Source organism: Variovorax sp. EL159, assembly GCF_900100965.1.
Taxonomy (GTDB): Bacteria; Pseudomonadota; Gammaproteobacteria; order Burkholderiales; family Burkholderiaceae_C; genus Variovorax.
The window spans coordinates 90951-110078 of the sequence record NZ_FMUJ01000010.1; the positions used below are offsets into that span (position 1 = coordinate 90951).

The 19128-nt window shown below is 69.0% G+C and carries 15 protein-coding genes; 4 read left to right on the plus strand and 11 right to left on the minus strand.

What is annotated here, in order from left to right:
• Positions 1-167: 167 nt before the first annotated feature.
• The 3 genes from BLQ28_RS30455 to BLQ28_RS30465 are packed head-to-tail and all read left to right on the plus strand — an operon-like array spanning position 168 to position 4771.
• On the plus strand, positions 168-905 hold the full coding sequence (locus BLQ28_RS30455) for a response regulator transcription factor (RefSeq protein ID WP_093247076.1): 738 nt from the start codon (positions 168-170) through the stop codon (positions 903-905).
• Entirely contained in the window at positions 905-2356 is a 1452-nt protein-coding gene (locus BLQ28_RS30460) for a FecR family protein (protein ID WP_093247077.1), read from the plus strand. Before BLQ28_RS30455 ends, BLQ28_RS30460 begins: the two co-directional genes overlap by 1 nt.
• 9 nt (positions 2357-2365) lie before the next feature.
• The gene (locus tag BLQ28_RS30465) at positions 2366-4771 is read left to right on the plus strand and encodes a CHASE2 domain-containing protein (protein WP_093247078.1); all 2406 of its coding nucleotides are present in this window, start codon (positions 2366-2368) and stop codon (positions 4769-4771) included.
• A gap of 22 nt (positions 4772-4793) precedes the next feature.
• On the opposite strand, the gene BLQ28_RS30470 is transcribed toward BLQ28_RS30465, so the two are convergent.
• The 9 genes from BLQ28_RS30470 to BLQ28_RS30510 form a co-directional block, all read right to left on the minus strand.
• Positions 4794-5237 carry a carboxypeptidase-like regulatory domain-containing protein gene (locus BLQ28_RS30470; RefSeq protein WP_093247079.1) on the minus strand — a complete coding sequence of 148 codons (444 nt, stop codon included), beginning with the start codon at positions 5235-5237 and terminating at the stop codon, positions 4794-4796.
• An 88-nt stretch (positions 5238-5325) separates the two neighbouring features.
• On the minus strand, positions 5326-6567 hold the full coding sequence (glcF, locus tag BLQ28_RS30475) for a glycolate oxidase subunit GlcF (protein WP_093247080.1): 1242 nt from the start codon (positions 6565-6567) through the stop codon (positions 5326-5328).
• A 28-nt stretch (positions 6568-6595) separates the two neighbouring features.
• Positions 6596-7711: a glycolate oxidase subunit GlcE gene (glcE, locus tag BLQ28_RS30480; protein WP_093247081.1), complete on the minus strand. Its 1116-nt coding sequence runs from the start codon at positions 7709-7711 to the stop codon at positions 6596-6598.
• 13 nt (positions 7712-7724) lie between these two features.
• Entirely contained in the window at positions 7725-9227 is a 1503-nt protein-coding gene (locus BLQ28_RS30485; RefSeq protein WP_093247082.1) for an FAD-linked oxidase C-terminal domain-containing protein, read from the minus strand.
• Between the two features lie 159 nt (positions 9228-9386).
• Positions 9387-10271, minus strand: a complete 885-nt coding sequence (locus tag BLQ28_RS30490; RefSeq protein WP_093247083.1) for a LysR substrate-binding domain-containing protein — start codon at positions 10269-10271, stop codon at positions 9387-9389.
• Between the two features lie 373 nt (positions 10272-10644).
• A complete protein-coding gene (locus BLQ28_RS30495; protein ID WP_093247162.1) occupies positions 10645-11577 on the minus strand; it encodes an SMP-30/gluconolactonase/LRE family protein in 933 nt (310 codons plus the stop codon).
• A gap of 203 nt (positions 11578-11780) precedes the next feature.
• On the minus strand, positions 11781-13217 hold the full coding sequence (locus BLQ28_RS30500) for an ammonium transporter (RefSeq protein ID WP_093247084.1): 1437 nt from the start codon (positions 13215-13217) through the stop codon (positions 11781-11783).
• Positions 13218-13246: 29 nt separating this feature from the next.
• The gene (glnK, locus tag BLQ28_RS30505) at positions 13247-13585 is read right to left on the minus strand and encodes a P-II family nitrogen regulator (protein ID WP_007833403.1); all 339 of its coding nucleotides are present in this window, start codon (positions 13583-13585) and stop codon (positions 13247-13249) included.
• Between the two features lie 67 nt (positions 13586-13652).
• Positions 13653-14531, minus strand: coding sequence for a TorF family putative porin (locus BLQ28_RS30510; protein WP_093247085.1), 879 nt, complete (start codon positions 14529-14531; stop codon positions 13653-13655).
• A 217-nt stretch (positions 14532-14748) separates the two neighbouring features.
• Here BLQ28_RS30510 and BLQ28_RS30515 point away from each other — a divergent pair, with 217 nt between their 5' ends.
• On the plus strand, positions 14749-16293 hold the full coding sequence (locus tag BLQ28_RS30515; protein WP_093247086.1) for a YifB family Mg chelatase-like AAA ATPase: 1545 nt from the start codon (positions 14749-14751) through the stop codon (positions 16291-16293).
• A gap of 21 nt (positions 16294-16314) precedes the next feature.
• On the opposite strand, the gene BLQ28_RS30520 is transcribed toward BLQ28_RS30515, so the two are convergent.
• The gene (locus BLQ28_RS30520) at positions 16315-18366 is read right to left on the minus strand and encodes a serine/threonine protein kinase (protein ID WP_093247087.1); all 2052 of its coding nucleotides are present in this window, start codon (positions 18364-18366) and stop codon (positions 16315-16317) included.
• Positions 18367-18409: 43 nt separating this feature from the next.
• The gene (gene tagF, locus BLQ28_RS30525) at positions 18410-19123 is read right to left on the minus strand and encodes a type VI secretion system-associated protein TagF (protein ID WP_093247088.1); all 714 of its coding nucleotides are present in this window, start codon (positions 19121-19123) and stop codon (positions 18410-18412) included.
• Positions 19124-19128: the final 5 nt, after the last annotated feature.

The following is a 19128-nucleotide window of genomic DNA, read 5'->3' on the forward strand; positions in this document are numbered from 1 at the left end:
CCACGAGGTTTGGTCAGAATTGCCGGCGCATTTCAGCCCCGTTTGTGAATTTCTTTACTACTTGCAAACGCCCGCTAACAATGCGGCGGAGGCTGCGCGCGTCCGAATTCGTCAGATTTGCGCCCTCGATTCACTGTCAGAATCCCGCCGCCAGACGAACGGAGCCCATGCGCATCGCCATCCTCGAAGACGACCCCGACCAGCAGTCGCACCTCGTGCGTACGCTGGAGCACCTGCTCACGGTGGGCGACACGACGGTGACCTGCACCACCTTCGCCGACGGCACGGCGCTGCAGAACGTGCTGCGGCGTGAAAGCTTCGACCTGCTGGTGCTCGACTGGAACGTGCCGGGGCTCGAAGGCGTCGAGCTGCTGAAGTGGCTGCGAACCTGGCAGCAGGACCTGGTGCCGGTGCTCATGCTCAGCTCGCGCGCGTCGGAGCAGGACGTGGTGCAGGCACTGAACTTCGGTGCCGACGACTACATCGTCAAGCCGTTCCGCCCGCTGGAGCTGCGAGCGCGCGTGCAGCGGCTGATGACGCGGAGGTCGCCGGTGGCGCAGTCGGACCAGGAACGCTTCGGCCGCTGGGAGTTCGACCGGCTCACGCAGAGCGTGCTGATCCATCCTGCCGCGCCGGACGGCACGCCGCCCGAACGGCATGCGCTGACCGACCGCGAGTTCAAGCTCGCGCTGACGCTGTTCCAGCACCTGGGCGGCGTGGTGTCGCGCGCCCATCTGCTGGAAAGCGCCGGCTACAGCAGCGAAGAGCTGCCCTCGCGCACGCTGGACAGCCACATCTACCGGCTGCGCAGCAAGCTCGGCCTGGAGGCTGAACGCGGGCTGAGCCTGCGCACCGTCTACGGACGCGGCTACCGGCTCGAAGCCACACAGCAGGCGGAGCCCTGATGCCCCGCTTCATGGGCCGGGGCTATGCTGGCACCGGCAAGAACGATCCCGACATGACGAACAGCGAACCCCGGACGAGAAGAGCTTTTCCATTGCGGCTGTGCCGGCCGCTGGCGATGTGCGCGTGGCTCGTGGCGCTCGCGGCGTCGGCGCAATCGCAGGCCCCTTCGCAGCCGCCACCGCACGTCGTGCAGCCCGGCGAGACCCTGTGGGGCATTTCGGGGCAAACGCTGCAGTCGCCGCTGCGCTGGCCCGAGGTGCAGCAGCGCAACAACGTGGGCGAGCCCCGCCTGCTGCAGCCCGGCAAGGTGCTGTACTTCGTCGACGGGCGCATCGTGCCCGAAGGCTCGGCCGTGATCGCCGCAGTGGAAGGGCCGGCCTGGCGCCGTCGCGGCACCGCGCCCGAACAGGTGCTCACGGCCGGCATGCCGATCGAACCGGGCGACACCCTCGTGACCGGCGGCGAAGCCTTCGTCACCCTGGGCCTGCCCGGCGGCAGCCGTGTGGTGCTGCCCTCGCGCAGCACGCTCGAGGTGCTGGCGGTCGATCTGACCACGATCCGGCTGCGGCTGGTGCAGGGCCGCGTGGAATCGCAGGTCGAGAAACAGCAGCCCGGCCAGCAGTTCGAGATCCGCGCGCGGTCGATGGGCCTGGGCGTGCGCGGCACGCATTTCCGCGTGCGCGACGAAGAAGGCCTGCTGACCGGCGAAGTGATCGAGGGCGAAGTGGTCGTGCGCCGCGACACCGCCGTGATCTCGCAAGATCCGCAAGCCGCGCAAGGTGCACAGCCGCGCCCTGCCGAGCCCCCGCCCGCGCCGCTCGTGCTGCGCGCGGGCAACGGCGCGGTGCTGCTGGACAGCGGCACCGCCCAGGCGCACACCCTGCTGCCGGCGCCGCAACTCGTGCCGGCCACCGGCCCGCGCGGCGGCGACCGGACGTTGCAGCTTGTGCCTGTCGCGGGTGCGCAGACCTACCGGCTGCAGCTCGCGCGCGACGAGCGCTTTCTGCTGCCGGTGCACGAACAGCGCGGCCCCGGCCCCACCTTCACCGTGCCGCCCAACCTCGACGCCGGCTTCTACCAGTTGCGCCTCACCGCCTTCGACGCGGGGCAGCTCGAGGGCCTGCCCGGCGACAGCACGATCTACCTGCCGCCCTCCGACGGCAGCGCGCCGGGCGGCCAGGCGGGCTCGGCCACGCTGGCGGCCGACGGCCGCGTCGACATCCGCTGGCCCGGTGTGGCCGGACACCGCTACAGCTTCGAGCTTTCGCGCAGCGCCGATTTCTCGCTGCTGCTCATCAACGAGCCCGCCGTCTACGCCACCGGCATGACGGTCGGCCCCTTCGCGCTCGGCGGTCGCTACCACTGGCGGGTGCACGAGCCGGGCGCCACCGACGCCGCCGGCCAGCCGCTGCAGGGCTTCGGCGGGAGCTTCGACATTCCCGCGCGCTGAACCCGCACCATGCGAACGCGGCTCGCGGTCGAACGGCTGTTGATGGCGCTGCTGCTGCCCATCGCGATCCTCTGGCTCGCGCAGCGCCCCGGCCTCCTGCAGCTCGATGCGGCCATCCACGACCGGATGCTGCTTCTTGCATCGCACACGCCGGCGCCCGACATCCTGATCGTCGCCATCGACGAGCGCAGCCTGAGCGAGCTGGGCCGATGGCCCTGGTCGCGCGACACGCACGCGCGCCTGCTGGAGCGCCTGGCCGCCGACAAGCCGCGCGCGGTGCTGCTCGACCTCTTCCTGACCGAGCCCAGCGTCGACACGCTCGACGACGAGCGGCTGGCGCAAGCGATGGAAAAGCTGCCGGTCTACCTGCCGCTGCTGCATGCGAACCCGCTGGCGCCAGTCTCGGGCAACTGGCCGGGCTTCCTGCCGCCCCTGGGCCTGTTCGCCGAGCGCGCCAAGGGCATCGGCCATGCGGAGCTGACGCCCGACATCGACGGCGTGGCGCGCACGCTGTACCTGCGCGAGGGCTATGCCGGGCACCTGCAGCCCTACGTAGGTGCGCTGATAGCAAACCATCCGCCCGGCCCCGACAACACCACGGACGCCACAAGGGCCGCGCCGGACCGCACCTGGCTGCGCCAGGACCCATTGCGCCTGCTCTTCGCCGGTCCGCGCGGCAGCTACCGCACCGTGCCCTACGTGAGCGTGCTGCGCGGCGAGGTGCCCGGCGAGCTGCTGCGCGACAAGCTGCTGCTCGTGGGCGCCACCGCGCCCGGCCTGGGCGACCAGACGCTCACGCCGAATGCGCGCATCCGCGGCGTGCTGCCCGGCGTGGAGGTGCATGCCAACGCCATCGACAACCTGCTGCACGGGCGCAACGTGTACGTGCTGTCACCACTGGCCTACGCGGCATGGGCGATCGTGCCGCTCTGGATCGCGCTGTGGCTCCTGGTCCGCATGGCGCACCACGCGTTGCCGATCGCGTTCGGCCTGGCCGCCGCCTGCCTGCTCACAAGCGTCGTCGCCATGTTCGCGCGGCACTGGTGGCTGCCGCCGGCGGCGCCGATGCTCGGGCTCATCATCCTTTACATGCTGTGGAGCTGGCGGCGGCTGGAGTCGCAGTTCGCCTACCTGCGCGAGCGCGCACAGGCACTCGACGCGCTGCCGGCCGGCGCCTTCGAAGTGCTGCCCGCGCGCGGCGCCCCTCTTGCCGATCCCATGGCCCGGCCCAAGCGCGCACTGGACCGCGCCATCGCCCGCGTGCAACGCATGCAGAAGCTGATGGACGAAGCCATGCACACCATGCCCGTGGCCATGCTGATCTGCGACGAGGAAGGGCGCATCGGTTCGAGCAACGCCGCGGCCGTCCGCCTGCTGGGCGGTGGCGCGCTCCCTTTGCGGCATGACGACGCGGGCGCGCTGCGGGGCGTGTCGCTGCCCGCGCTGATCGCGCCGCTGGCGGCCACGCCACGGGCCGGCGCCACGGCCAGCCCCGCTGTGGCGGCAAGCGACGGCACGCACTGGACCGCGCGCCTGCACGGCGAATACATCACGGCCGAGGCGCGCGTGTTCCGCCTGGAGGCCGCGGCCTTCGGTGCCGCCGCGCCCGAAGACCGTGGCTGGGTGATCGTGCTGCCCGAACTCACGGCCGAGCGCGAAGCCCAGCGCCAGCGCGACGAATGGCGGCGCTTCCTGTCGCACGATTTGCGCAGCCCGCAGATCACCATCCTCAGCCTGCTGTCGATGCACGATGCAGCCGCACGCCCCGGCGCCGCGCCGCCGCCCGACGACCTGCTGCAGGCCATCCGCCGCGAGGCCGAGCGCACGCTCACGCTGGCCGAAGGCTTCATGGACTACACCGAGGCCGAGTCGAACGACTACCGCTTCGCCGAAACGCACGTGGGCGCGGTGCTGCTCGATGCGCGCGACCAGGTGTGGCCCTATGCCCAGGCCAACGGCGTGCGCGTCGAGGCGCGGCTCGACGAGAGCGACGAAACGGTGATCCCCGCCGACGGCTCGCTGCTGACGCGCGCCATCGTGAACCTGCTGAACAACGCCATCCGCCACAGCCAGCGGGGCGGCTGCGTGAGCCTGCGCATGGATGTCGTCGCCGGCATCGACGGCCAGCCCGGGGGCGCCGTGCGGATCATCGTCAGCGACGAAGGTTCGGGCATGACCGCCGCGCAATTGCAGGCCTTGCTCAGCACGCCGCGCGGCCAGCGCCTGGTCATGAAAAAAGACAACGGCGCGACTGCCGCGCAGACCGCGGTGCCGGCTGCGCGCGGCATGGGCCTCGGCTTCTCGGTGGTGCGCGCGGTGCTGCAGCAGCACGGCGGGCGCATCGAGGCCGAGAGCGCGCCCGGGGTGGGCACCACGTTCTGGCTGACCTTGCCGCTGCGGCGCGAAGCGCCGTAGCCACAGCCACAGCCGCAAAGGTTCAGAAGCGGAAGCTGGCTGTCTTCGAGCCGCTGCCGACCGTCACGGTCTCGCTCTTGCTCTCGCCGCCGGGCGCGGTCACGTCGATGACGTAGCGGCCTGCCGGCAGGTCGATCAGGCAGATCGGCCCGTTGGCGCGCAAGGCGAGCGCGGCGGCGGTGTTGGCGTCGCCGCCCTTGATAGCGACCGCGACGTTGGCCATGTAGGCGCCGTCCGCGCGCGAGAACAGCAGCGCGAGCGGATGGTCTTTCATGGCGGCGCGCATGGCCGTCGATTCGTCCGACCCGATGCCGCCGCACACATAGCGCACCGAGCCCGCGCCCTGCCAGGCCGGCATGGCGGACTGCGCTTGCGCCTGCGCCGCCAGGGCACCGGTCGCGCAGGCGCACGCCAGCAGCACGTGGCGCAGGCGGACGGGAATGAAGAATGCGTGGGCATGGGACATGGCACGGGCTCCTTGCAGGTTCGGTGCGCCATGATGCGCCGCCCGCGCGTTTCGCGCGAGTCGGACCGCACCCTGCCCTGCTGTGCGATCAGGCCCTACCCGGTACACCCAGCGCCGCGTCGAGCAGCTCGACCCAATGCCGCACCGGCGTCTCGCCGCTGCCGCTTTGCAGGTGCGTGATGCAGCCGATGTTGGCCGAGGCGATGGTGGTGGGCTGCAGCTGCTTCAGGTGCCCCAGCTTGCGGTCGCGCAGCGGGTAGGCCAGCTCGGGCTGCAACACCGAGTAGGTGCCGGCCGAGCCGCAGCACAGGTGCGATTCGTTCATGGCCACGCGCACATCGAAGCCCAGCGCGCGCAGGTGCGTCTCGACGCCACCGCGCAGCTTCTGGCCGTGCTGCAGCGTGCAGGGCGGGTGGTAGGCCACCACGCCTTCGGGCGCGCGCACGCGGGCCTTCAATGCGGGAACGAGGTCGGGCAGCAGCTCGCTCAGGTCGCGCGTCAGTTCACTGATGCGCGCGGCCTTCGCGGCATAGGCCGGGTCGTGCTGCAGGATGTGGCCGTACTCGCGCACCGTGACGCCGCAGCCCGAGGCGTTCATGACGATGGCCTCGACTTCGTTGCGCTCGACCTGCGGCCACCACGCATCGATGTTGGCGCGCATCTGCGCCTTGCCGCCTTCCTGGTCGTTGAGGTGAAACTTCACGGCGCCGCAGCAGCCGGCCTCCTTCGCGATCACGGTCTGGATGCCGGCTGCGTCGAGCACACGCGCGGTGGCGCTGTTGATGTTCGGCATCATCGACGGCTGCACGCAGCCCGCGAGCATCAGCACCTTGCGCGCATGGGTGGCGGTGGGCCACGCGCCGGCTTCCTGCTTCGCGGGCACCTTGGCCTTGAGCGCCTCGGGCAGCAGGCCGCGCACCGACTGGCCCAGCTTCATCGCGGGGCCGAAGAGCGGCGATGGCAGACCTTCTTTGAGCAGCCAGCGCTGCGCCGATTCCATCGCGGGGCGCGGCACTTTCTCGTCGACGATCTTGCGGCCGATGTCGACGAGGTTGCCGTACTGCACGCCGCTCGGGCAGGTGCTTTCGCAGTTGCGGCAGGTGAGGCACCGGTCGAGGTGCAGCTGCGTGCTGCGCGTGGGCGTCTTGCCTTCGAGCACCTGCTTGATGAGGTAGATGCGGCCGCGCGGGCCGTCCAGCTCGTCGCCGAGCAGTTGGTACGTGGGGCAGGTGGCGGTGCAGAAGCCGCAGTGCACGCACTTGCGCAGGATGGCTTCGGCTTCGCGGCCTTCGTCGGTGTCGCGGAATTCGGGGGCGAGTTCGGTTTGCATCGCGGGTGTCGTCTGTTCTTTTGTTTGTTCATTCGGCTGCGAGCAGCCGGCCGCGGTTGAAGAGGCGGTGCGGATCGAACTCGTGCATCAGCGCGCGATGAATGCGCGCTACCGGCGCGCTCAATGCGTCGAAGCGCGGCACACCGGGGTGGGCATCGGCACCTGCAGGCAGCCTGAACAGCGTGGCATGGCCGCCCGCCGCGCGTGCGATCTCGCGGATGCGCGCGGCCTGCCCGAGCGGCGCCTTGTACCAGCGCTGGCCGCCATGCCATTCGATCAATGGCGCGGCGCTGTCATCGAGCGTGAGCACCGGTGCGGTCTGCGGCACCGACAGGCGCCAGAGCGCATCCGGCCCCTCGGTGGTGGCGAACCACGGCAACTGCTGGTCGCGCAGCGATTGCCAATCGGCGGCGGCACGCGCGTTGTCCTTGCGCTCGCCGCCGAGATGAGTACAAGCCGCTTCCACTGCGGCCACCGCACCGCGCAGCCGCAGGTAGAGCGCGCCGGCACCGGCGTACTCGAACCAGCAGCTCGCATTCAATGGCAGCGGCCGGCCGCCCCATTCGTTGAGCAGCCGCAACGCATCGGACTGGCCGCAGGCGAATTCAAGCGTGGCTTCGGCCGGCGCCACGGGCAGCACCTTGAGGCTGACCTCGGCGATCACGCCCAGCGTGCCAAGCGAGCCGGCGAGCACGCGCGAGACGTCGTAGCCCGCCACGTTCTTCATCACCTGGCCGCCGAAGCTCAGCAACTCGCCGCGTCCGTTGACGAGCGTGGCGCCGAGCACGTAGTCGCGCACCGCGCCCACGCTGGCGCGCGCGGGGCCGCTGAGGCCGGCGGCGACCATGCCGCCCACGGTGGTGGCGCCGCTGGCGCCGAAGCGCGGCGGCTCGAAAGGCAGGCACTGCCCTTTTTCAGCGAGCACCGCTTCGAGTTCGGCGAGCGGCGTGCCGGCGCGCACGGTCACGACCAGCTCACTCGGCTCGTAGCTCGTGATGCCGGTGAGCACAGTGGTGCTCAGCACTTCACCTTGAAGTGCTTCGCCATGAAAGTCCTTGGTGCCGCCGCCGCGAATGCACAGCGGCGTGCCGTCGGAGGCCGCGGCGCGGATGCGCTCGACGATCTGGTGCAGGGCTTGATCCATGACCGGTGCCCCTTCAGAAACGCGGCAGGTCGGCATGCGGCAGCTTGCCGCCGCGCACCACCTGCTTGCCGTATTCGGCGCAACGCTGCAGCGTCGGGATCACCTTGCCGGGGTTCAGCAGCCCCGCAGGATCGAAGGCGCGCTTGACGCCGAACATCTGCTCGTTTTCGGTGGCGGTGAACTGCACGCACATGCTGTTGAGCTTCTCGACGCCCACGCCGTGCTCGCCCGACACGGTGCCGCCCATGGCCACGCTGGTCTCGAGGATGTCGGCGCCGAACAGCTCGCAGCGGTGCAGCTCGTCGGGGTCGTTCGCATCGAACAGCACCAGCGGATGCAGGTTGCCGTCGCCCGCGTGGAACACGTTGCAGCAGCGCAGGTTGTACTTCTTCTCCATCTCCTGGATGGCCAGGAGGATGTCGGCCAGCCGCTTGCGCGGAATGGTGGAGTCCAGGCACATGTAGTCGGGGCTGATGCGGCCCGATGCCGGAAAGGCGTTCTTGCGGCCGCTCCAGAATTTCATGCGCTCGTCTTCGCTGGTGCTGCACGCGATGGCGGTGGCGCCGCAGCCGCGCAGCACGGCGGTCATGCGGCCGATTTCTTCCTCGACCTCTTCGGGCGTGCCGTCGGATTCGCACAGAAGAATGGCGGCGGCATCGAGGTCGTAGCCCGCGTGCACGAAGTCTTCGACGGCGGCGGTCATGGGCTTGTCCATCATCTCGAGCCCCGCCGGAATGATGCCGGCCGCGATCACCGCCGCGACCGCATCACCCGCTTTGCGCACGTCGTCGAAGCTGGCCATGATGCAGCGCGCCAACTGCGGCTTGGGCACCAGCTTGACGGTGACCTCGGTGGTCACGGCCAGCATGCCTTCGCTGCCGATCACCAGTGCGAGCAGGTCGAGCCCCGGTGCGTCGAGCGCCTCGCCGCCGAATTCGATGGGCTCGCCCTCGGCGGTGAAGCCGCGCACGCGCAGCACGTTGTGCAGCGTGAGGCCGTACTTGAGGCAATGCACGCCGCCCGAGTTCTCGGCCACGTTGCCGCCGATGGTGCAGGCGATCTGGCTCGACGGGTCGGGCGCGTAGTAGAGGTTGAAGGGCGATGCCGCCTCGCTGATGGCCAGGTTGCGCACGCCGCACTGCACGACGGCCGTGCGGCTCACCGGATCGATCTTCAGGATGCGGTTGAACTTGGCGAGCGACATCGTCACGCCCAGCGTGTGCGGCATGGCACCGCCCGACAGGCCGGTGCCGGCGCCGCGCGCCACCACGGGCACGCCGAGCTGGTGGCAGGTCTTGAGCACGGCGGCCACCTGCGCCTCGGTTTCGGGCAGCGCCACCACCAGCGGGCGCGCGCGGTAGGCGGTAAGGCCGTCGCATTCATAGGGCGTGGTGTCTTCGGCGTGCCAGATCAGCGCGTGGGCCGGCAGGTGCGCCTGCAGCGCGCGAACGACCTGGGACTGGCGCTCTGCTTTCTGTAGCGATTCGTGGGTCGTGGGGGTGAGCGGCGCGTTCATGCGGCGGACCTCTTCCTTCTGTCTTGTTTTCTTCTGGCGAAATGTCTCGTGGATGCCCGCACTCTACGGAAATGCGGCGCCTTCGGGTTGAAGGTTTTTTGTGCGGCGCTTGAGAGAACTTTGCCGCGCTCCCCACGCGTGGCCCGCGCGGCTCAGGGCTCAGTGCAGGCTCTGCGCCAGCCAGTCGGCAAAGGCCGCGCATTCCCAACGTTCGAGCGTGCCGGGCTGCCAGCAGATGTAGTGCCGGTGCGGCGAGGGCACGGCCTGCTCCGACAGCGCCACCAGCCGGCCCGACTCGAACCACTCGGCGCCCAGCTTCTGCCGCACCAGCGCCACGCCGAAGCCGCTGGCGGCGGCGTCGTACACGAGCCCGAGGTCGTTGAACTGCGAGCCGATGTTCGGCTCGGGCTGGTCGAGTCCGCAGCTTGCGAACCAGGTGCCCCAGGGTTCGAGCGGGCTGCGGATCAGCCGTGCGCTGGCAATTTCAGCGGCCGTGCGAAAGCCGGTGAACGGGCCGAACTCGTTGAGGTAGCTGGGGCTGCAAGCGGGCACGACCTGCTCTTCGAGCAGGAGGCGGTGCTCGCAGTCGGCATACGCGCCAGGGCCGTAGCGCACTTCGAGGTCGGCCTGTTCGGCCGTGACGTCGAGCAACGGAATCGACACCTGCAGCACGAGTTCGATGTCGGGGTAGATGTTGCGAAACAGCTCCAGCCGGGGCATGAGGAACTGCCGGCTGAAGGTAGGCGTGACGGCGATGCGCAGGCGCGTGGCGCGCTGCACGGCGCTGCTGCCGAGCGGCGTGGCCTGCAGTGCCGCGAGGCCGGTGCGCACGTTCGCAAGGTAGGCCGCGCCATCGGCCGTGAGGCTGAAGTCGCTGCGGCCGAAGAGCTTGAAGCCGATATGCGATTCGAGCTGGCGGATGCGGTGGCTTACCGCACTGGGCGTCACGCACAGCTCGTCGGCCGCGCGGCCCGCATGGCGCAGCCGGGCCACGGCCTCGAAGGTCAGCAGGCACTGGATGGGAGGGATGTGTTGCAGGGCCATGGGGTTCTAGCCTCTTGTCGCTGGATTTGCGGTGCTTGGATTCGTCGCGCGGTGCATGTGTTCTGGTTGCTCCTGTTTGGGGTGCTCTTGTTCAGGGCGAGTGCACAGGACACCGGGTACTCCCCTCCGCGAATGTCCCCCGCTTCGCTCCTCCTTTATTTCGCTGCGGGGAGCACCCGGTGCCCTGCGCACAAAAGGCGCTGCCGTTGTGCTCGCCGATCAACAACCACACTGAACAACGCCCACGCTGGCGGGGTGCCTTGCGCAGCGAAATAAAGGAGGAGGACGCAGGCCGGGGGACATTCGCGGAGCAAGGTACCCCGTCGGCGTGAGCGCGCCCTGAACAACGCACCCCACGCACAACGCAAAAAAACTAGTCCTCGAAGAAGGAGACAGGCACCCCCGGCGTATCGACCCGCATCGAGATCACCGTGCCCGAGGCGGGACGCTGCTCGATCTCCGCGGCAGGTCGGCCCTTGCGGGCGCTCGTGACGAACAAGGTCTTCAGATCGTCGCCACCGAAGCAAGGCATGGTCGGGCATTGCACCGGCGTGGCGATGGACGCCACACGCTCGCCCGACGGTGCGAAGCGCAGCAACTGCGCGCCCTCGAACATCGCCACCCAGTAGTGGCCCTGCGCGTCGATGGTGGCGCCGTCGGGGCGGCCTTCGTAGCGCACCGGCGAATCGGGCGTCCAGCCTTCGGGCTTGGCGTCGAACTGCTGGAACACGCGTGCGTGCGACAGCGAATTGGCCTCGGCGTCCCAGTCCCACGCGCACACCACGTGCGCGGCGGTGTCGGCCCAGTAGAGCGTGCGGGCATCGGGCGAGAACGCGAGTCCGTTGGCGGTGGTGGACTCGTTGAGCATCTGCGTGATGGTGGGCGAGATGCCCGTGTCGCTGCGCGCGTCGAGGCAGTAGAGCGCGGCGTTGGGGCGGTCTTTGGCCTCGTTGAGCGAGCCGCCCCAGAAGCGGCCCAGCGCATCGCACTTGCCGTCGTTGAAGCGCATGGTGCGCACGTCGTGCTCCACGCGCGCCATCGCGACCAGTTCGCCGCCCCATTCGCGGGCGCGGTAGATGCCGTCGCGCAGCGCGATCACCAGGCCGCCGCTGCGCGCGGGCGCCATGCAGCCGGGCTCGGCCGGCAAGGGCCATCGCTCGACGGTGGCGGACGGTGTGCCGATGTCGCCGCGTGTGCGCAGCGCGGCGCGGCCAGGAATGTCGAGCCAGTAGAGCGCACGTTCCTGCGGGTGCCAGAACGGCGATTCACCCAGTTCGCAAAGGCTGTCTTCGATGGAGGTCCACATGGTGCCGTCGATTGTGCCCCCGACCATCGCGCCAGCGGGCAAAAAAAAGCCCGCTGGCGCCGAAGCGCTCGCGGGCTGAACATCCAAAGGAGACTCTCGCTTGAAAACTCGTTACGAAGATTTGTTCTTGTAAAAAAGGATGGTGGTCATCCGGTCATCCATCCAGCTGCGAGGCCACCCGAAGGCAGCCCCGCGGTGGCGGATCAGCGGTTGTAGGCGGTTTCGCCGTGGGAAGAAATGTCGAGGCCTTCGCGCTCTTCTTCTTCCGACACACGCAGGCCGATGGTGAGGTCGGCGATCTTGTAGGCAATGAAGGCCACCACGCCGGACCACACGATCGTGAGCGCCACGCTCTTGATCTGGATCCAGACCTGTGCGCCCATCGCGAAGGTGTCGGGCGTTGCGCCGCCGGTGCCGCCGAGGCCCTTGGCCGCGAACACGCCGGTCAGGATGGCACCCAGGATGCCGCCCACGCCGTGCACGCCGAACACGTCGAACGCGTCGTCGGCGCCGAGCATGCGCTTCAAGCCACCGACACCCCACAGGCAGACCAGGCCAGCCAGCAGGCCGAGCACGATCGAACCCATCGGGCCGACGAAGCCGGCGGCGGGCGTGACAGCCACGAGGCCGGCAACGGCACCGGACGCAGCGCCCAGCATCGAGGCCTTGCCCTTGTGCAGGCTCTCACCCAGGATCCACGACAGCGCGGCGGCAGCGGTGGCGAGCACCGTGTTGATGAAGGCCAGGCCAGCGACGGCGTTGGCGGCACCGGCCGAACCGGCGTTGAAGCCGAACCAGCCGACCCACAGCAGCGAGGCGCCGACCATGGTGAGCGTGAGCGAGTGCGGCGTGAAGGCTTCCTTGCCGTAGCCGACGCGCTTGCCGACCATGTAGGCACCGACGAGGCCGGCCACACCGGCGTTGATGTGCACCACGGTGCCGCCCGCGAAGTCGAGTGCGCCGTCCTTGCCCAGCAGGCCGCCGCCCCACACGATGTGGGCGATCGGCACGTAGCTGAAGGTGAACCACAGCACCGAGAACAGCAGCACGGCCGAGAACTTGGCGCGCTCTGCGAAGGCGCCGACGATCAGCGCCACGGTGATGGCCGCGAAGGTGCCCTGGAAGGCGACGAACACGTACTCAGGAATGGTGGTCAGCGCACCGAAGGTTTCCTGCGTGATGCCCTTCATGAAGATCTTGTCGAAGGTGCCGAAGAAGTTTCCGTCACCCGAGAAGGCCAGGCTGTAGCCGTAGACGGCCCACAGGATGCTGATGAGCGAGAAGATCACGAAGACCTGCATCAGCACCGACAGCATGTTCTTCGAGCGGCCCAGGCCGCCGTAGAACAGCGCCAGGCCGGGGATGGTCATCAGGATCACGAGCAGGGTCGAGGTCAGCATCCAGGCGGTGTCGCCGGAGTCGATCTTCGGTGCCGGTGCGGCGGCGGGCGCCGCGGCTGCCGCAGCGGCAGGTGCCGCGTCGGCTGCTGCTGGCGCGGCCGGCGCTGCAGGTGCGGCAGCGGCCGGTGCCGAAGCGGCTGGCGCTTCGGCCGTGGCCGCTGCGGGCGTCTGTGCGAAGCCGGTGGTGCCGGCGGCCAATACGCTCAAGCCGAGCGCAAGAGAGACAAGCAGTTTTTTCATAGTCGTTGTTCTTTCGGGCCTGGACGGGATCAGAGAGCTTCGCGGCCTGTTTCGCCGGTGCGGATGCGAACGACCTGCTCGAGGTTGTAGACAAAGATCTTGCCGTCGCCGATCTTGCCGGTGCGGGCTGCGCCCTCGACGGCTTCGATCACGCGATCGACGAGGTCGTCGGAGACGGCCGCCTCGATCTTGACCTTGGGCAGGAAGTCGACCACGTACTCCGCGCCGCGGTACAGCTCGGTGTGGCCCTTCTGGCGACCGAAGCCCTTGACCTCGGTGACGGTGATCCCCTGCACGCCGATGGCCGACAGTGCTTCGCGCACCTCGTCGAGCTTGAACGGTTTGATGATGGCTGTGACCAGCTTCATGATGAGTTGCTCCTTTGGATGGAAATGAAATGGCGCAGCAGCTTGGGCCGCGCCTCGTTTTGGTTGTTTACAGCGTCTTCGTCAAGGTGAGGATGAAGCGCGCCTTGTTCGGCGAATAGACCTGCTGCACGGTGTAGAAGCCGAAGTCGTACACCGGGCCGGCCGCGGTGTTGTAGGCCGTCTTCTTGTTGGCGCCCTGCACGGAGCCGGTCAGCGACAGGCCATTGCCGAAGTCGTAGGCGGCGCCGATGTTGTAGTCGACGTAGCTCTTGTACGGCGTGTTCCTGCGGATGTCGCTCGAAAGGGCCGTGTAGCCCACCGCCGCCTTCAGCGTGACCTTGGGAAAGATCTCCTTGCTGTAGGCCAGGTTCAGGTAGCCGGTGTTGGTGCCCTTCAGGCCCGAGCCGCCCTTGTTGCCCGCGAAGTTGAAGTAGTCCTTCGACACCGTGTGCGAGTACTTGGCGGTGAACGAACCGATGGTGTCGTTGGAATAGGTGGCGCCGACATACAGCTCGGTGGTGTTGCCCGCCGAGTTGCCCGGGTAGATGTAGGTGAGCGCGCCCACGTCCATGTCCATCGGGCCGGCCTTGAACTTGTAGCCGCCGTACACGTCCATCTCGATGCTGTTGCCCTTCTGCCAGTTGACGCTGGAGTTCCAGTTGCCCACGTAGAAGCCGCTGTCGCCGAAGGCGTAATCCAGGCCGCCCTGGATGGCGGGCTTGAAGCCCTTGGTCTTGGCGTAGTCGTTGCGGCCGATCATGTCCTGGTCCTGGCCACGGAACTTGTAGTTCGTGGTCAGCGATACGTTGCCCGTGAGATTCGGGGCGGGAGCTGCCGCCGGCGCCGCGGCGTCCGTCGTTGCTGCTGTCTGCGCCAGGGCAACGCCCGACGTGGTCAATGCAGTGGCCAGAACGATCAGCGCCGGAACGGCGGAACGGTGCGTCATCGGGAAACTCCTCGCAAGTTATGTTGTGGAACCTGATGACCCCCAAAGCAGGGAGCGTGCCAAAGTGCACGAATGCGACCGTTCAAGGCGGTGAATGCGGCGCGGGTTGAGAGCCAATTCGTTACAACGGATGTTTCGAGTGGTTGCAGATGCGGGTACACCGCACCCCACCGAACGCGAGAAAGATGGGCGCACCATCTTGGGGAGAGGGAAAAGAATGAGTCTGTCTTTGGTGCAGAGCCGCGCTTTGCTTGGGCTGGAAGCGGCCAGCGTCACTGTCGAGGTGCATCTGGCGAACGGCCTGCCCAGCTTCACGCTAGTGGGCCTGGCAGAGACCGAGGTGAAAGAGGCGCGCGAACGCGTGCGCTCGGCCATCCAGAACGCGGGGCTGGAGTTTCCGAACAATAAAAAGATCGTGGTTAACCTCGCGCCCGCCGACCTGCCCAAGGACTCGGGCCGCTTCGATCTGCCGATTGCCCTGGGCATCCTGGCCGCCAGCGGGCAGATCGACAACGCCCGCCTTGCCGGCCACGAGTTCGCCGGGGAACTGTCTCTCTCGGGCGATTTGCGGCCGGTGCGCGGCACGCTGGCGATGGCACTGGCCCTGCATGTGCGCGGCGTGGCCACGCGGCTCGTGCTGCCCATGGACAGCGCGCAAGAGGCCGCGCTCGTGCCCGGCGGCGAGGTCTACGGCGCACGGCATCTGCTGGACGTGGTGCGGCAGTTCATTGCCGACGCCGATGCGGCCGCGCAGTTGCCCGATGCGCCGGGCGACGGCTGGGCACGGGTGCAGGCCGCATCCGGCGTGGCCGCGCCGCTGTATGCCGACCTTGCCGACGTCAAGGGCCACACGGGTGCCAAGCGCGCACTTGAGATCGCGGCGGCGGGTGGCCACAGCCTGTTGATGGTGGGCGAGCCGGGCTCGGGCAAGTCGATGCTTGCGCAGCGCTTTGCCGGCCTGCTGCCGCCGATGAGCATCGACGAGGCGCTGGAGAGCGCCGCGGTCGCGAGCCTGGGCGGGCGCTTTGCCACCGAGAAGTGGATGTGCAGGCCGACGGCGGCACCCCATCACACGGCCAGCGCGGTGGCGTTGGTCGGCGGAGGGTCGCCACCGCGCCCCGGTGAAATCTCGCGGGCACACCACGGCGTGCTGTTCCTCGACGAATTTCCCGAGTTCGCGCGCGCCGCGCTGGAGGCACTGCGCGAGCCACTGGAGACCGGCACGATCACCATTGCGCGGGCTGCGCGGCATGCGGAATTTCCGGCGCGCTTTCAGTTGATCGCTGCGATGAACCCCTGCCCTTGCGGTTATCTCGGCGCGGCCTCGAAGGCCTGCCGCTGCACGCCCGACCAGATCTCGCGCTACCAGGGCAAGCTCAGCGGCCCGCTGCTGGACCGCATCGACCTGCACATCGAGGTACCAGCGGTGTCACCGCAGTTGCTGCTCGATGCGCCGCCTGGCGAATCGACCGACAGCATCCGCGCCCGCGTGGTCGCTGCGCGCGAACGCGCGATGCAGCGCCAGGGCACGCCCAATCAATCGCTGCAAGGCAGTGCCATCGACAGACACGCAGGGCTGGAGGCCTCGGCGCGCCAGTTCATGTTCAACGCCGCGAACAAGCTCGGATGGTCGGCGCGCGGCACGCACCGCGCGCTGAAGGTGGCGCGGACCATCGCCGACCTGGCCGCGTCTGATGTCGTGCAGATCGTGCACGTGGCGGAAGCGGTGCAGTACCGGCGGGCACTGCGCGGCGTCGCCTGACGCGTCTGACGCTCTTGGCCGTTACTTGAACTCGTGGCTCACCACGGGTGCCGACTTGCTGTCCTGCACCGTCACGCGCTGCCGGTACACCTCGAGGTCGCCGTTGCGCACTTCGATGTTGTAGATGCCGGGGCGCAGCGACAGCGACTTGAGCGGCGGGCTCACGCCACGGTCCGCACCATCGACGAACACCTGGCCCCATGGGCGGATGTTGAGCACCACGCGCCCCGTACCCGGCGGGCCTGCGGGTGCGGCGGTGCCGCCTGCCGTGCCCGTGGTCACGCCCGCCACCGTCGTGGTGGCGGCACCGGGTGGCAGCGTGCCGGGCGCGACCGCAACGGTCTGCGGCGAAAGCCGGTTCAGCTCGGCAATCGCGTTGCGTGCATCGCGCGCGTGCAGGCCGCGGCGATAGCGGCGCAGGTAGGCCTCGTAGCCTTCGCGCGTGTTCTCGGCTTGCGCCAGGTTCCAGTCTTCGACCTCGGCCGTCACAGCCGGGGTCTCGGGCGGCACGACGGTGGTCGGCGGCTGGTTGACGGGCACGCTCGCCAACGGTGTCAGCGAGCCGCCGGCAGCGGGTGCGCTTGCCGCTGCCGCGGGCGGAGATGCGGCGGCGACCACGGTGCTGCCACCGGCTACGGCCGGCGGCACCACGCCATCGGGTGCGCCCGGTGCACCCGATCCGGCGACCGGGGTCGAGGCCGGTGCACCCGTGTCCGGCGGCATCACCGCCGGCGGCGATGCGGTGTTCGACATCGACGAGGCAGGTGGCGGCACGGGCACCATCGCGGTCGAGGTCTCCGGCTTGGTCGAGGTCATGCGCAGGCCGATCCAGCTGCCCACCGCGACCAGCGCAACCACCAGCCCACCGACCAGCAGCCACGGCTTTCCCGATGACGCCTTCTTCCGGGCAGCAGGCTGCGGCGCAGCGGCCGGCTTCGGCTTGGCCTTGGCGCTGGTTTTCATGACGGGCTCGGACGCCGCGACCGGTGGCGTTGCGAAGCCGCGCGTATCGCCGCCCTCCAGCGGCACCGGTGCCGACGCGGGCGGAAACTGCTGCGGCACGCGTTGCGGCGGCGGCGGTGTCGCCGGCACGGGCGCGGCGGGAATGATCACCGTCGGCGCGGCCATGCCGCTCACGTAGATTTCGCCGAGCTTCACGAGCCCCAACTCGGCCGCGAAAGCCGCGACGGTCTGCGTGCGGTCCTTGCTGTGCACGGCCAGCGTGTGGTCGACGGCGGCGCAGAAGGCCGGGCTCAGGTCGCTGCGCCCCAGCGACGACAGCGGCACGTAGGCGTCCTGCACGCTGCGCACCACGGCCGAGGGCGGCGGGTTCCCGGTGACCGCGCGGTACAGCACGGCGCCCAGCGCATACAGGTCGGTCCATGCGCCCTGCAGCAACGTGTTGTCGTCGGCGTACTGCTCGATCGGCGAGTAGCCCGACTTCACCATCACCGCCACTTCGTCGACCAGGTCGGCAATCGACTTGCGCGCCGCGCCGAAGTCGAGCAGCACCGGCAGGTCGTCCTGCTGGATGAAGATGTTGTCGGGCGCGATGTCGCGGTGAAAGCACTGGCTGCGGTGCAGCGTCTCGAGCGCGCCGAGCAGCGGGCCGAGCATGCCGACCAGCCAGGTCTCGGTGACCTTGCCCGGCTCTTCCTCGGCCAGCCGCCGCAGCGTGCGCCCCTTGTAGAGCTGGATCGCCATGTAGGCGGTCGAGTTGGCCTCCCAGAAGCGATGCACGCGCACCAGCGCCGGATGGCTGAACTGCGCGAGCGTGCGCGCCTCGTTGATGAAGCTGCGCAGGCCCGCCTCGAAGGTGGCCGTGAGCCGCTCGGAGCGCACGTGCACGCTGTTGTCGCCCACGCGGCGCGCGAGCATCGAGGGCATGTATTCCTTGATGGCCACCTCGCGCTGCAGCGAGTGGTCGTACGCGCGGTAGACGATGCCGAAGCCGCCTTCGCCGATCACCTCCAGCAGCTCGAACTCGTCCAGCCGATGGCCCACGCCCAGCGGATGAGGCTGCTCTTGCGGATCGGCCGGCAGGCTGCCGATGCCATGCGTCGTCGTTGTCATGCTTCTTCTCCTCCCGCGGCCGGACCGTGGCTCTTTTGACGCTTCATGCCCATGGCACATGCCCCTGCGAAAACAGTTTTGAAAACAGCGGTGTGTTGAGGCCGCCGCCGTGGGCAGCGGTCCGCAACGGCGACCCGTCGGCCTGGTTGGTCCACCAGTAGCTGGTGCTGCCGAAGGCGTCGAAGCACAGTGGAAGCTCTGGCCAGCCCAGGCGCTGCTGGGCACCCGCGCCACCGGCTGTAGGCCCGAGGATCGAAAGAATGTCGTCCGAGCCGCCGCTGGCGGTCTGGAAGCCGGCGCGGCCCGCGGCCAGCACCTGGCTGTCGAACTGGTCGGGTGCCACGCCATGGCGTATGGCCTGCAGCAAGGCGGTGCCGCATTGCCAGTACCACTCGGCCGAGCCTTCCAGCACCGACGGCCGGTAGCTCGACGCGGCCACCTGCAGCGTCACGCACACGGGGTAGTAGCGGCCCACGCGGTCGCAGCTCGGCGCGATGCAGCCGAGCTGCACGGCGTTGACGCCCTGCGTCGCCGGAATGGCGAAGTTCCAGACCGGCGCCACCGCGTAGTGCCGCGTCATCGCATCGGGCCAACGCTTGAAGCTGCCCAGGCCGTTCTGCATCCAGCGGTCCCACCAGGCCTGCAGTTCGCGCGGCATGCGGCGATAGAGAAAGTCGCCGGCGGCGGGCAGCTTGCCGTACCAGCCAACCTGTTCGTCGACCGGCACCCAGGCTTGAGGGGGAATGCTGCTGTTCATGTCGG